The 13,536-nt window shown below is 61.4% G+C and carries 12 protein-coding genes; 11 read left to right on the top strand and 1 reads right to left on the bottom strand.

All coding sequences use genetic code 11. From position 1 onward, the window contains the following. From GYK42_RS28620 to GYK42_RS28570, 11 genes are all read left to right on the top strand, one after another. On the top strand, positions 1 to 182 hold a 182-nt coding region (locus GYK42_RS28620; protein ID WP_166450250.1), incomplete at its 5' end, for a hypothetical protein. Positions 183 to 412: 230 nt separating this feature from the next. Further along, the gene (locus GYK42_RS28615) at positions 413 to 829 is read left to right on the top strand and encodes a nuclear transport factor 2 family protein (RefSeq protein ID WP_166450249.1); all 417 of its coding nucleotides are present in this window, start codon (positions 413 to 415) and stop codon (positions 827 to 829) included. Between the two features lie 25 nt (positions 830 to 854). Beyond that, complete coding sequence (locus tag GYK42_RS28610) at positions 855 to 2,294, top strand: NAD(P)/FAD-dependent oxidoreductase (protein ID WP_166450248.1); 1,440 nt, start codon at positions 855 to 857, stop codon at positions 2,292 to 2,294. A 118-nt stretch (positions 2,295 to 2,412) separates the two neighbouring features. After that, positions 2,413 to 3,465, top strand: a complete 1,053-nt coding sequence (gene tauA / locus GYK42_RS28605; protein ID WP_431190193.1) for a taurine ABC transporter substrate-binding protein — start codon at positions 2,413 to 2,415, stop codon at positions 3,463 to 3,465. An 84-nt stretch (positions 3,466 to 3,549) separates the two neighbouring features. After that, positions 3,550 to 4,365 carry a taurine ABC transporter ATP-binding protein gene (locus tag GYK42_RS28600; protein WP_035828937.1) on the top strand — a complete coding sequence of 272 codons (816 nt, stop codon included), beginning with the start codon at positions 3,550 to 3,552 and terminating at the stop codon, positions 4,363 to 4,365. A 79-nt stretch (positions 4,366 to 4,444) separates the two neighbouring features. Next, a complete protein-coding gene (locus tag GYK42_RS28595; RefSeq protein ID WP_051959683.1) occupies positions 4,445 to 5,239 on the top strand; it encodes an ABC transporter permease subunit in 795 nt (264 codons plus the stop codon). A gap of 300 nt (positions 5,240 to 5,539) precedes the next feature. After that, complete coding sequence (locus GYK42_RS28590) at positions 5,540 to 6,967, top strand: amino acid permease (RefSeq protein WP_166450246.1); 1,428 nt, start codon at positions 5,540 to 5,542, stop codon at positions 6,965 to 6,967. After that, positions 6,960 to 8,180: a molybdopterin-dependent oxidoreductase gene (locus GYK42_RS28585; protein ID WP_166450245.1), complete on the top strand. Its 1,221-nt coding sequence runs from the start codon at positions 6,960 to 6,962 to the stop codon at positions 8,178 to 8,180. The genes GYK42_RS28590 and GYK42_RS28585 overlap by 8 nt, the downstream gene beginning before the upstream one ends. A 10-nt stretch (positions 8,181 to 8,190) precedes the next feature. Then, the gene (locus GYK42_RS28580; protein ID WP_166450244.1) at positions 8,191 to 8,805 is read left to right on the top strand and encodes a c-type cytochrome; all 615 of its coding nucleotides are present in this window, start codon (positions 8,191 to 8,193) and stop codon (positions 8,803 to 8,805) included. 299 nt (positions 8,806 to 9,104) lie between these two features. Next, a complete protein-coding gene (locus GYK42_RS28575) occupies positions 9,105 to 10,562 on the top strand; it encodes a glycoside hydrolase family 19 protein (protein WP_346768177.1) in 1,458 nt (485 codons plus the stop codon). A gap of 112 nt (positions 10,563 to 10,674) precedes the next feature. Further along, positions 10,675 to 13,005, top strand: coding sequence for a chitinase C-terminal domain-containing protein (locus GYK42_RS28570; RefSeq protein WP_166450243.1), 2,331 nt, complete (start codon positions 10,675 to 10,677; stop codon positions 13,003 to 13,005). 109 nt (positions 13,006 to 13,114) lie between these two features. On the opposite strand, the gene GYK42_RS28565 is transcribed toward GYK42_RS28570, so the two are convergent. Continuing rightward, on the bottom strand, positions 13,115 to 13,536 hold a 422-nt coding region (locus tag GYK42_RS28565; protein WP_166450242.1), incomplete at its 5' end, for a carbohydrate porin.

Here is a 13,536-nt window from a genome sequence, read left to right as displayed (position 1 = left end):
TCACGGTCGACAAGCTGGAAGATGTGGGCCCGGCCTTGAAAAAGGCGATCGACATGCAGATGAATGAAGGCAAGACGACCATCATTGAAATCATGTGCACGCGCGAGCTGGGCGACCCGTTCCGCCGCGATGCGCTGAGTAAACCAGTGCGGCATCTGGATAAATATAAAGATTACGTCTGATTTGCTGCTGGAGTGTTGGATTACGCCGGGAGCAAGCCCGGCGTAATCCGACACAGCATTGTGACGAAATTCTCACACATTGTCACTTCTGCATCGCTATTTCAATAAAGAATACAAACCGTCCCGGTATTTGAATTATTTGATTTGACAAGCCCAGGCATTCAGCTTAAATTCAATAAAATACTAAAAAACGGAACGAAAAGTACCAAATTCGACTCACGGAGACAAAAATGAACACACGAGTACCTACCGACGCCGTCACCACTGACTTCCTGCAAGCGTTCGGCGATGCCTGGAACCGCCACGATATCGAGGCCCTGATGGCCGCCATGGCCGACGATTGCGAATTCCACGCCGTGGCCGGCCCTGATCTGCTGGGCAAGAGTTTTATTGGCCGCGACGCCGTGCGCGCCGGCTTCGAGCTGGCCTGGCAAACCTTCCCTGACGCCGCCTGGCTCAATCCGGTGCACTTCGTCAGCGGCGAGCGAGGCGTGACGGAATCGACGTTTGCCGGCACCAAGGCGGACGGTACGCGCATCGAAGCGCGCATGGTCGATATCTTTACCTTCCGCGACGGCAAGATCGCAGTAAAAAATGCCTTCCGCAAGGATCGCCCACCCGTCGCGACCGGCAACAAAGCCGCCTGAGCCAGCACGTTCACCGGGAATGATCATGAACAAACCTGTCGACACCCCATCTGACGTACTGGGCACCAGCACCGCCGCCCGCACGTCCTACGATCCCGCCTACGATCCGCTGGTGGCCCAGCGCCCCGGCCACGGCAATGCCTACGCGCCCACCTATTGGATCGGCACGGCCGGCGAGCCGCCCGCCGACGACGGCCCCATCACGCATGACATCGACGTCGACGTGGCCATCATCGGCTCGGGTTTTACCGGCCTCTCCTGCGCCATCTTCCTGGCCCAGGAGCACGGCATCAAGGCGACGGTGCTGGAAGCGAACCGGGTCAGCTGGGGCTGCAGCACGCGCAACGGCGGCCAGGCGCAATGCACGACGGGCCGCCTGAAGCGCTCGCAGTGGATCGCCCGTTATGGCATGGACACGGCCTTGAAACTGCACGCGGAGGTGTGCGACGCGATGGAAACGTTCAAGAAGATCACGGCCGATATCGATTGCGAGCCGCAACCGGGCGGCCACCTGTACATCGCCCACAAGGCGAAAGCCATGCCCGCGCTGGAAAAAGAAGCCAAGGTCATGCGCGAAATCTTCAAGTACGACGCGCGCATCCTCGACGCCGACACCGTCAAGCGCGAATTCGTCGATGACAAGGAAGCGGCCGGCGCGCTGCACGAGCCGGAAGGCATCGGCATCCATGCGGGAAAGCTGGCGTTCGGCTACCTGCGCAAGGCCCGTGCGCTGGGCGCCAAGGTGCACCCATCGAGCCCCGTGATGGGCTGGGAAACGCGCAATGGCGTGCATTATCTGCAAACGCCGGGCGGTGTGGTGCGTGCCCGTTCCGTGGCCGTGGCCACGGGCGGCTACACCTCGCCGCATCTGCATCCGCAAGTGAAGAACCGCCTGCTGCCGATTCTGTCGAATTCGCTCGTCACGCGTCCGTTGACGCCGGCGGAAATCGAGGCGTGCAACTTCCGCACCCACCAGGTGATCACGGATACACGCATCTTGCGCCACTACTACCGCCTGATGCCGGACAACCGCGTGCAGATCGGCAGCCGCAGCGCCATCACGGGCGCCGACGCGCCGGACGAGAAGTACAAACAGTTTTTGATCAACGATCTGCACCGCAAGTTCCCCGCGCTGACGGGCATCGCCATCGATTATTCGTGGTGGGGCTGGGTCGACGTCAGCCACGACATGATGCCGCGCATCGTGCAACCGGACCCGAAGCAATCGATCTTCTATTCGCTCGGTTACGGCGGCAACGGCGTCATGTACTCGGCGCAGGCGGGCCGGCGCATGGCCGAGCGCATCGCCGGCAAGGCCAGCGACACGGGCTTGCCGATCTTCAATTCGAAACTGCCGTACCCGAACATGATGGAACTGGTCGAGTCGCAAGCTTTCGCCCCGTTCCGCCGCCTGGGCCAGCGCTTCCTGTACCGCTGGTATCACTTGAAAGATGAAGTGTTTTAAATCGCAGTAGCCGTACCAAGCCGCCGTATGGTTGACAAAGAGCAACCAGCGGCGCCTGTTCCGCAAGGAGCAGATATTGCCCGAACGTTCACACATAACAATAAACTTGGAGTGAGACATGAACAAGAATACGAGCAAAAACACGGTTTTTTCAACGATGCGCCGCGCCGTCCTCGGCACCCTGGTACTGGGTGTAGTGGCGGCCTCCAGCGGTACCGCCTTTGCGCAAAGCAAGGAAGTGACGATTGCCTACCAGGAAATCAACGGTCCCTTCCTCGTCGCGATCGCCAGCGGCGAAGTGGAAAAAACCACCGGCTATAAAATCAACTGGCGCAAGTTCGATTCGGGCGCCAAGGTAGCCACCGGCATGGCGTCCGGCGACGTGCAGATCGGCGTCATCGGTTCGAGTCCTTTGACGGCGGCCGTCAGCCGCGGCGTTGACCTGCAGCTGTTCTGGATCATCGACGACATCAACGAAGCCGAGGCGATGGTGGCCCGCAATGGCGCCGGCATCACCAAGCCGACGGACTTGCGCGGTAAGAAGATCGCCGTACCTTTCGTGTCCACCACGCATTTCCACACCATGTTCGCGCTGGAAACGTGGGGCATCAAGCCCACGGAAGTGAAATTGCTCAACATGCAACCGAACCAGATCGCCGCCGCCTGGGAACGTGGCGACATCGACGCCGCCTTCGTGTGGGATCCGGCCTTGAGCAAGCTCAAGCAAAACGGCAAGGTACTCGTCACTTCCGGCGAATTGAGCAAGAAGGGCAAGGCCACGTTCGACGGCATGGCCGTCGAGCGCGCCTGGGGCGAAGCGAATGCCGACTTCATGGCCAAGTTCGTCAAGGTGATGGCCGCTGCCGACGCCGACTACCGCGCCAATCCGAAGGCGTGGACCATCGACTCCCCGCAAGTCAAAGCCAACGTCAAGCATTCGGGCGCGGCCGCCAAGGACGTGGCCGCTTCCGTGGCTCTGTACGCCTACCCATCGATGCAGGAGCAGGCTTCGCCGGCCTGGCTCGGTGGAGGCGCGAAGGGCGGCGTGGCGCAAGCTCTGCTGGCCACGGCGCAATTCCTCAAGGGCGAAGGCAAGATCGATACCCTGGCACCAGATTACGCCAAGTATGTGACACCCAGGTATGCACAGGCCGCCGGCCTGCTGAAGTAAACGTTGTGCGATGGCGCGCCTGCGGGCGCGCTGACTGAACAGAGTGCGTTGAACTGAAGTGACTACACCTATGCGGGGCACATGATGGAAAATCTCTACGTCAAGGATGTCAGCGTGATTTATCCGGGCAAGACGGCCGGTGAACGCGTACATGCCTTAAATAATATCAATCTCACCATCAATAGCGGCGACTTCGTCGTCGCGCTGGGCGCCTCGGGCTGCGGCAAGACCACCTTGCTGAGCCTGATGGCGGGCTTTATCGCCCCGTCCAAGGGCGAAATCATGTTGGGCAGTAACAAGGTGGAAGGGCCGGGCGCCGACCGTGGCGTCGTGTTCCAGAAACATGCCCTGCTGCCGTGGCTGAACGTGATGGAGAACGTGGAGTTCGGCTTGAAGCTGCAAGGCGTTGCGAAAGCCGTGCGGCGCGAACAGGCGGCGAAAAACCTGGCGCTGGTCGGCTTGAAGGACTTTCACGACAATATGATTTATCAGTTGTCGGGTGGCATGCAGCAAAGGGTCGGCATCGCCCGCGCCCTGACCAGCAATCCCGCCATGCTGCTGATGGATGAACCGATGGCGGCGCTCGATGCGCTGACCCGCGAAACCATCCAGGAATTGCTGCTCGATATCTGGGCCAAGTCCAGCACCATGTTCTTCTTCATCACCCACAGCGTCGACGAGGCGCTGTTTCTGGCGAACCGGCTGATCGTCATGTCGCCCCGCCCGGGCCGCATCACGCACACGTATGAACTCGATTTCAACAAGCGCTTCCTCGAATGCCGCGATGCGCGCGCCGTGAAATCGAGTCCGGATTTCATCAAGATGCGCGAAACGGTGCTCAACATCATTTATGGCGACGAACGCGCGGTCAATAAAGAGCTGGAGGTGTCTCATGCATAGCCCATCCGCCGTGGGATTTCCTCCCGCTACCGCCAAGCGCGCCGGCTTCTTTGGCCGCCTGTTCGCTCCCCGCTGCGCCATGCCCGGCGAAGCGTTCGGCGCGCCGGGGCAGGGCAATTCCAGCCGCATCGCCACCGTCACCGTCATCGCTGTATTGCTGTTGTGGTTTGGCGTGACGGCCAGCGGCATGGTCAAGCCGCTGTTCCTGCCGTCGCCGCAAGCCGTGTATGAAAAATTCATCATGGCGGCCACCACCGGTTTCGGCGGCGCCACCCTGTGGGAGCACACCGTCGCCAGTCTGGTACGTGTGTTCGGCGCGTTTGGCCTGGCTTGCCTGTTCGCCATTCCCATCGGCGTGATGATGGGCGTCAACCGCGTGGCGCGCGGCATCTTCGATCCCTTGATCGAGTTCTACCGTCCGCTGCCGCCGCTCGCTTACTTGCCACTGGTTATCATCTGGTTCGGCATCGGCGAGTTTTCGAAGGTCTACCTGATCTTCCTGGCCATCTTTGCACCGATGGCCATCGCGGCCCGCGCCGGCGTCAGTTCCGTGTCGCTGGAGCAAATCCACGCGGCGTACTCGATGGGCGCCACCCGTTTCCAGGTGATCGTGCACGTGATTCTGCGGGCCGCGATTCCGGAAATCCTCACCGGCATGCGCATCGGCATCGGCGTGGGCTGGACCACCCTGGTGGCGGGCGAAATGGTGGCGGCCACGCGCGGCCTCGGCTACATGGTGCTCAGCGCTTCCGAGTTCCTGGCCAGCGACGTGGTGATCATGGGCATTATCGTGATCGGCTTCTTCGCTTTCCTGTTTGATTTGATGATGCGTTACCTCGAACGTACCCTCGTGCCATGGAAGGGCAAGGTGTAAGACGTTCTTGGGAGTGGCGCCGGCGCCACAAGTGTTGCCGCCGCTCCCATTTTTTAAGCAGCAATAACTCGGCAATAACCCGCAATACCCCGTACTTACTCTCCAGCGCGATTACCCTTTGGCGACCGCGCCGGGCCGCTGCATTTCCAGATTGACTTATGGCATGCAGCCAACCAGACTGATTTGATGATGTATCGATGCTGCTTGACGGTGTTGCCTAAATAAAACAAAGCCGCGCGGCTGAAACCAGCCGCAGCAGGCGAGGGCGCACCGAGCTTCAGATATTACTAGGAGACACAAATGATTAGCGAATCGCATAACAGTACCGGCTTGCAGCACTCGCTGAAGCAACGCCACATGAGCATGATCGCCATCGGCGGCGTGATCGGCGCCGGCCTCTTTGTCGGCAGCGGCGTCATCGCCAAGGCCGCCGGCCCGGCCGCCATCCTTTCCTTCCTGCTCACGGGCGGCCTCGTCGTCCTGATCATGCGCATGCTGGGCGAGCTGGCTTCGTCCCTGCCCGTGGTCGGCTCCTTCTACGAATACGCGCGCCTGGCCTTCGACGACAAGCCGAAGGTCGCGAAATTCCTCGGTTTCATGAGCGGCTGGATGTACTGGTATTTCTGGGTCGTCGTCGTGGCCCTGGAAGCCATCGCCGGCGCCAAGCTGGTCAACTTCTGGCTGCCCGACGTGCCGTCGTGGTCGATCAGCCTGGTGCTGCTCGTCTCGATGACCATCCTTAACCTGTTCTCGGTGAAGGCGTTCGGCGAATTCGAATTCTGGTTCGCCTCGATCAAGGTGGTCGCCATCATCGTCTTCCTGTTCGTCGGCGCCCTGTTCATCACGGGAAGCTTGCCTAACAGCATCCCGACCCTGGGCTTTTTGACCAGCCATGGCGGCTTCATGCCCCACGGCTGGGGGCCGGTACTCAGCGGCGCCGTCGCCGCCACGGCCTTTTATTCGGGCGCCGAGATCGTTACCATCGCCGCCGCCGAAACGTCGGACCCGGCCAAGGCCATCGCCCGCGCCACCAATTCCGTCATCACGCGCGTGCTGATGTTCTATGTCGGTTCCATGTTTGTCGTCGTCTGCATCGTGCCCTGGGATACACCAGCCATCGCCACGCCATTCGTCAGCGCCCTGACCGTCATGAATATCCCGTACGCGGCCCACATCATGAACGCCATCATTTTGACGGCCGTGCTGTCAGCCCTGAATTCCAGCTTGTACGCTTCGTCGCGCATGATCTTTGCATTGACGCGCCGCGGCGATGCGCCCACGGGCCTGGTCAAGCTGAGCAAGAACGGCGTACCGATTCGCGCCATTTTGTTCAGCACTTTGTTCGCCTACTTCGCCATTGCTGTATCGTATGTGTCGGCCGACCTCGTCTTCCCCTTCATCGTCAATTCCTACGGCATCCTGATCCTGTTCGTCTACCTGCTCATTGCGATATCTCAATTGCGTTTGCGCCGCCGCCTGGAACGCGAATGCCCGGAACGCATCAAGGTGCGCATGTGGCTGTTCCCCTACCTGACGTATTTCACTATCATCGCCATGCTGGTGATCCTCGGCGCCATGAGCGTGTCGTCCGATACGGAGCAGCGCGTGTCGTTCTGGTTCGGCCTGTTGAGCGTGGTCATCATGAGCGTCATGTACTACATCAAGAAGCTCGTCAACGACGACCGCAATGGTGACAACGAAGCCAAAGTGGAGCTCAAACATGTCTGACACGACCTTGTTGCCCGCAGGCCGGCGCCGCTTCCTGCGCACGACGGCCGCCCTGGGCGCCGCCGCAGTGGCGGGGCCGACCTTGGCCGCTTCCGTCACCTTGCCGTTTGAAAATGGCGAGCGCGAGCTGGTGGCCTTCCCGCAAAAGCGCCCGCTGATCCTGCTGACCAGCCGTCCGCCCCAGCTGGAAACGCCGTTCAGCGTCTTCAGCGAAGGCGCGATCACGCCCAATGACGCGTTTTTCGTGCGCTACCACTGGAGCGGCTTGCCCACCAGCATAGACGGCGGCAGCTACCGCCTGCGTATTGCCGGCCTGGTGACGACGCCGCTGGAGCTGTCGCTGGCCGAACTGAAACAGCTGGCCGATCCGGTCGACGTGGTGGCTGTCACGCAATGTTCGGGCAACAGTCGCGGCTTCTTTGCCCCGCGCGCGAATGGCGGGCAGCTGGGAAATGGCGCCATGGGTAATGCCCGCTGGACGGGCATCCCCCTGAAAACCGTGCTGGAAAAGGCGGGGATACAGCCTGGCGCCGTGCAAGTGGCCTTCAACGGCCTGGAAACGCCGCCCGTGGGCGACGGTCCCGATTTTCAAAAAGCGTTGTCCGTCGAGCACATCATGGCCGGCGACGTGATGCTGGCCTGGGCCATGAATGGCGAGGACATTCCTTTCCTTAACGGCTACCCGCTGCGCCTGATCGTGCCAGGCTTCTATGGGACCTACTGGGTCAAGCACTTGAGCGAGATCACCGTGCTCGACAAGCCGTTCGACGGCTTCTGGATGAGCACGGGCTACCGCATTCCCGACAATGGCTCCGGCTTCATCGAGCCGGGCGCGCCCGTGGGCAAGACGACGCCGATCAGCCGCCTCAACGTGCGCTCCTTCATCACCAGCGTGCAAGATGGCGCGCAAGTGAAGGCGGGGCGCGACCTGGCCCTGCGCGGCATCGCTTTTGATGGCGGCCATGGCATCAGCGAGGTAGCCGTGTCGCTTGATGGCGGGCACAGCTGGCAGGAAGCCACCCTGGGCAAGGACCTGGGGCGCTTCTCGTTCCGCGAGTGGACGATGGTCATGAAGGCGCCGCGCAAGGGCAAGCACGTGCTGATGGTGCGCGCCGTCAACCGCATCGGCCAGAGCCAGCCCATGAAAGCCCTGTGGAATCCCATGGGTTATATGCGCAACGTGGTGGAAACCACGCGCATCGACGCAGTGTGAGGAGAAACATATGAAGATCTTGTTTGCCGCGCTGGCACTGTCGGCGGCGGGGGGCGCGTGCGCGCTGGAAATCCATTTGCCGCCGGAAACGGCGACCTACAAACCCAGCGCATTGCCCGGCTACCAGCTGGTGCAGCGCAACTGCATGACGTGCCACGCGGCCCAGTATGCATCGAGCCAGCCGCCCGCTTCGCCGCGCGCCTACTGGGAAGCGACCGTCAAGAAGATGAAAAAGCCGTTCGGCGCCCAGTTTGACGACGCGGACGTGCCGGCCATGGTCGATTACCTGGTGAAAACCTATGGCGTGGAGCGGGGCACCGCTGCACCGGGCGCGGTCATCGCCAAACCCGTTGCCGCCGCTGCCCCGGCCGCCAGCAGCAAGGATGTCAAGACCTTGCTGACGGCGAACGGCTGCATGGCATGCCACGCGCTTGACCAGAAAGTGGTCGGCCCGGGTTTTACCGAGGTGGCAGCCAGGTACAAGGGCAAGGACGGTGTCGCTGCCGTGGCGGCGAATATCCGCAATGGCGGCGCTGGCAAATGGGGGCCCGTGCCGATGCCGCCATTCAGCCAGCTCAGTGAAGCCGATGCTGCGGCCCTGGCGAAGTACGTGCTGAACCGATAAGCTTGTCCCGGACGCGCGGCAACCCTTAATACCACTTGCTTCCACCCATCTTGCGCGGTATTGCCCGCTGCCATTGCGCAGCGGGCTTTTTTTTACCTGTCCCATTCACCGCTGCATCGCTTGCCAACGCAGCGGTCAACATCACTGGTACTGTAAAAAACACCGTTATATAAAACCACTTGACTACCAATTTAGGGCGCCGCATTCTCTGTGCAGAAAGCCGATGCTTCGCTGTGCTTTCTTTACGTACAACATAAAAAGCTACTTCGATAGTTTTCGTATAACGTTCAGGAGACATTGTGAAGACACGGCAAATTAGCCGGCTGGCCTCGCCTTTGATGGCTGGCCTGCTGGGCAGCGCGCTGCTCGCATGCGGCGGCAATTCCACCACCGAACCCCCATCGACCCTGCTGGCCGCCACGGCCGCCAGCGACAGTTGCGCGGCCTGGAGCGCCGCTGCCGTCTACACGGCGGGCCAGTGCGCCGTCTATGACGGCAAGGTGTATCGGGCCAAATGGTGGGTGCAGGGCACGGCGCCGAACAACGACCAGTGGGGACCGTGGAGCCTCGATAGCAGCACGCCCACCCCGACGCCGACGCCCACCCCGACTCCAACGCCCACACCGACTCCGACGCCGACTCCGACTCCGACTCCGACGCCAGGCGTGCCCACCAAGGCCCAGGCCGAGGCCAACGAGGCGGCGCTGACGAACAACGATTTCTTCCGCAAGGTCAAGGCGTCGATCCGTACTCTGGGCAATACGGCCGTCGAGGCCGTGCAGCCGGGACTGGCCAGCAACCCGCTCAACGTCAAGCGGGTCGAGCGCCTGCTGCCGGCGGCGAAATGGGATTACTATTTTGCCGCGCGCGACGCCAGCTATACGTACCAGCGCTTCCTGCAAGCCGTGGCCAAGTTCCCCGCCGTGTGCGACGACTACAGCGACGGGCGCAATGCGGATGCCATCTGCCGCCACAGCCTGGCCACGATGTTCGCCCACTTCGGACAGGAAACGGGCGACCACAATGCCAGCAGCCCGCTGCCGCAATGGCGCCAGGGCTTGAAGTATCTGCGCGAACTGGGCTGCGACGAAACGGGCGCCGGCTGCGGCTACAACATCGAGTGCGCCGATCCCGTCTTCAACAAGGTGTGGACCTGCGGCAAGAATGCGGACGGCAGCTTCAAGAAGTACTTTGGCCGCGGCGCCAAGCAGCTGTCGTACAACTACAACTACGGTCCCTTCTCGCAAGCCATGCATGACGGCGACCAGTCCGTGCTGCTGAAGAATCCGGACCTGGTGGCGTCGACCTGGCTGAACCTGGCGTCGGCCACGTTCTTCTTTGTCTATCCGCAACCGCCGAAACCGTCGATGCTGCATGTGCTCGACGGCACGTGGGTGCCGAACGCGGCAGATACCGCGGCCGGGGCGGGTAATAACTTCGCCACCACCATCATGATCATCAACGCCGAATGCGGACAGGGCACGGAAAAGCAGGCCGCGCAAAACCGCATCGATTACTACAAGCAATTTGCCGCCGACATGGGCTGGGATTATTCCGGCGAACAATTGTCGTGCGCCAACATGCAGCGCTTCACCTCGGCCAGTTCCGCTTCCTACAACATTTATTGGGAAAAGAACTGGAGCGCCGGTGGCGAGAACCAATGCCAGCTGGTCAGCTATCAAACCCCGTACAGCGCCTTGCTGGCCGGGAACTACGTGAAATGCGTGGAAGCCAACTGGAATGTGAAGTTGCAGTAGCAGCAAAAGCAGGACTGGCCAGCCAGGGATAACAGTTGACAAGAGCCCCTCGAGGGGCCTGCAACAGCTCACAACGTACAAGCTGTAAAACCATAACGGAGACCAATACAACATGAAATCGAATGCATTATTGATGGCCCTGCTCAGCGGCGTGCTCGTCGCTTGCGGCGGCGGCCAGGAAGGCACGACCGCCACGCCCAACACCTTGCTGGCCGCCGTGGAAGCGTGCGCCGTCTGGGATGCCGCCACCGTCTACACGGGCGGCCAGTGCGTGCTTTACCAGGGCGTCACCTACAAGGCCAAATGGTGGACGCAAGGCAATGTCCCGAGCGCCGCCGACCAGTGGGGCCCATGGGCCGTGACGGATACACCAACGCCAACGCCAACGCCGACGCCGACGCCGACGCCAACGCCAACGCCAACGCCAACGCCAACACCGACGCCAACGCCAACGCCAACACCGACGCCCACGGCTTGCCGTCCAGACGGTCTCATCTCGGCCGTGCCGAACGTGCCGTACTGCAAGGTGTACGACGCAAATGGCCGCGAAGTGCTGGGCAATGGCTTGAACCGGCGCATCGTCGGCTACTTCGCCAGCTGGCGCACGGGCGTCGATGGCAGCCCCACGTATCTGGTGAATAACCTGCCATGGGACAAGATCACCCACTTGAACTATGCGTTTGCTTCCGTCGATCCGGCCACGTCGAAAATCGCCATCGGCAGCGGCGCGGCCAATCCCGATACGGGCCTCACGTGGCCGAACGTGCCGGCCGCGGCCATGGACCCGTCCCTGCCGTACAAGGGCCACTTCAACTTGCTGGCGCAATACAAGAAGAAGTATCCGGGCGTGAAACTGATGATTTCCGTGGGCGGCTGGGCCGGTAGCGGCGGCTTCTACACGGCCACGACGAATGCGGATGGCAGCATCAACACGGCCGGCATCAACACCCTGGCCGATTCCATGGTGGCCTTCGTGCGCCAGTACAACTTCTTCGATGGCGTCGATGTCGATTACGAACACCCGACCACCAACAATGAAGCGGGCAATCCGAACGACTTCGCCGTCTCGAAACCGCGCCTGGCCGGTTTGATGACGAGCTACAACGTACTGCTGAAAGTGCTGCGCCAGAAGCTCGACGAAGCGGCCGTGCAGGACAACAAGTATTACTTGCTGACCATCGCCGGCTCCGCTTCGGGCTGGGTCTTGCGCGGCGAGGAAAATATGTCGGGATTGAAATATCTCGATTACGCCAGCCTGATGACCTACGACTTGCACGGTGCGTGGAACCAGTATGTGGGGCCAAACGCGGCGCTGTTTGACGACGGCAACGATGGCGAATTGCGTGCCGGTAATGCCTACCAGTACCAGAACATCGGCTACCTGAATACGGACTGGGCCTACCGCTACTACCGGGGCGCCATGCAGGCGGGGCGCATCAATATCGGCGTGCCGTTCTACACGCGGGGCTGGAAGGATGTGACGGGCGGCACGAATGGCCTGTGGGGCACGACGGCGCTGACCAATTCCACGGTCACGTGCGCGGGCGTAAAAACCTGCGGCATGGGCGCCACCGGCATCGACAACGTCTGGTACGACCTCGACTCGCAAGGTAAACCGACGCCAGGCGGCGGCAACCCCATCTGGCATGCGCTGAACTTGCAAAACGGTATCGTGCCGAGCTATCTGGACGCCTATAAAGTCACGGACAAGGCGCTGGTGGGCACCTATGTGCCGTACTACAGCAGCACCATGGTGGCGCCGTGGCTGTGGAATGCGACCAAGAAAGTGTTCATTTCCACGGAAACCACGCAGTCGATCGCGGCCAAGGCCCAGTACATCGTCAACAACAATATCGGCGGCGTGATGATCTGGGAAATGGCGGGCGACTATGCCTGGGATGCCACGCGCAATGGCGGCAAGGGCGAGTACTTCATGGGCACCACCCTGACGGACGTGCTGTACCAGGCCTTCCGCACGGCCGGCGTGTACGGCAACAAGCGCGCCGAAATCGCCATGCCGGGCACGGCGGCCAATGTCAGCATCACCCTGGGCGGCTGGAAGCTGGGCGACAACAACTTCCCCATCAACCCGGTGATGACGGTGAAGAACAACACGGCCTCGACCCTGCCGGGCGGCACCGTGGTGGAGTTCGACTATCCCGTGTCGGCGCCATCGGACATGAGCGACCAGTCCGGCTTTGGCTTGACGGTGATCAATGCCGGCTACACAGGGCCGAACAATATCGGCGGTTTCACGAAGAACTACAACCGGGCCCGCTTCTCGATCCCCGCCTGGCAATCGCTGGCGCCGGGTAGCTCCGTGGCGCTGACCTTGAACTACCGCCTGCCGATCTCGGGACCGGCCAATTACACGGTTACCGTGGGCGGCACCAAGTATGCGCTGACGCAGGAGTATCCGGAACTGCCGGTGGCATTGCCGTAAGTTGAATCCGGTAGTGTAAACAGAGAAGGGCGGAACCGAGGTTCCGCCCTTTTTTCGGGATCAGACCCGTCGGGTCTGACCCCAGCCTTCGCTTCTGGGTTGGTTCAGCTTAAAACCAGGTTTCTACCTGGAAACCATACGACGTGCCGCTGGTATTGTTGTTATAGATCGGGCCGCCGTTGTTCGACGCGTTGACCGAGGCGGTGGCCGCATCGTTCCATTTGCCGTAGGTAACAAAAGCGCGCAGTTCAGGACGCGACCACAGGCCAGGACCGGCGGAGATCGTCGGTGCGATGGTCAGCTTGGTCAAGCGCTTGGCCGGCTGGCCGCCCGATTGCGTCACGCGGTCCGTGCCCAGTTCGCCCACCAGCTTGAAGTTGTCGGTGAAGGCGTACACGGGACGCACGCCGACCGAGGTCCAGGTCGAGGAACCGGTGGCTTTCGACTCGTCTTTTTGCCACAGGGCGACAAATTCCATGCCGAAGTTGGCCATCGGCTGGATCGCCATGTCATTGAAGATGCGCGTGCGTT

It is taken from the genome of Janthinobacterium lividum (assembly GCF_011601275.1).
In the GTDB taxonomy this organism is placed as follows: Bacteria; Pseudomonadota; Gammaproteobacteria; order Burkholderiales; family Burkholderiaceae_D; genus Janthinobacterium; species Janthinobacterium lividum_E.
Note: the sequence above shows the minus strand (reverse complement) of the source record. Positions and strands in the feature narration are given on the sequence as shown.

Excerpts from the sequence above, each read along its gene's own strand:
- GYK42_RS28615 (WP_166450249.1), top strand. The coding sequence starts at position 413 with ATGAACACACGAGTACCTACCGACGCCGTCACCACTGACTTCCTGCAA.
- GYK42_RS28610 (WP_166450248.1), top strand. The coding sequence starts at position 855 with ATGAACAAACCTGTCGACACCCCATCTGACGTACTGGGCACCAGCACC.
- tauA (WP_431190193.1), top strand. The coding sequence starts at position 2,413 with ATGAACAAGAATACGAGCAAAAACACGGTTTTTTCAACGATGCGCCGC.
- GYK42_RS28600 (WP_035828937.1), top strand. The coding sequence starts at position 3,550 with ATGGAAAATCTCTACGTCAAGGATGTCAGCGTGATTTATCCGGGCAAG.
- GYK42_RS28595 (WP_051959683.1), top strand. The coding sequence starts at position 4,445 with ATGCCCGGCGAAGCGTTCGGCGCGCCGGGGCAGGGCAATTCCAGCCGC.
- GYK42_RS28590 (WP_166450246.1), top strand. The coding sequence starts at position 5,540 with ATGATTAGCGAATCGCATAACAGTACCGGCTTGCAGCACTCGCTGAAG.
- GYK42_RS28585 (WP_166450245.1), top strand. The coding sequence starts at position 6,960 with ATGTCTGACACGACCTTGTTGCCCGCAGGCCGGCGCCGCTTCCTGCGC.
- GYK42_RS28580 (WP_166450244.1), top strand. The coding sequence starts at position 8,191 with ATGAAGATCTTGTTTGCCGCGCTGGCACTGTCGGCGGCGGGGGGCGCG.
- GYK42_RS28570 (WP_166450243.1), top strand. The coding sequence starts at position 10,675 with ATGAAATCGAATGCATTATTGATGGCCCTGCTCAGCGGCGTGCTCGTC.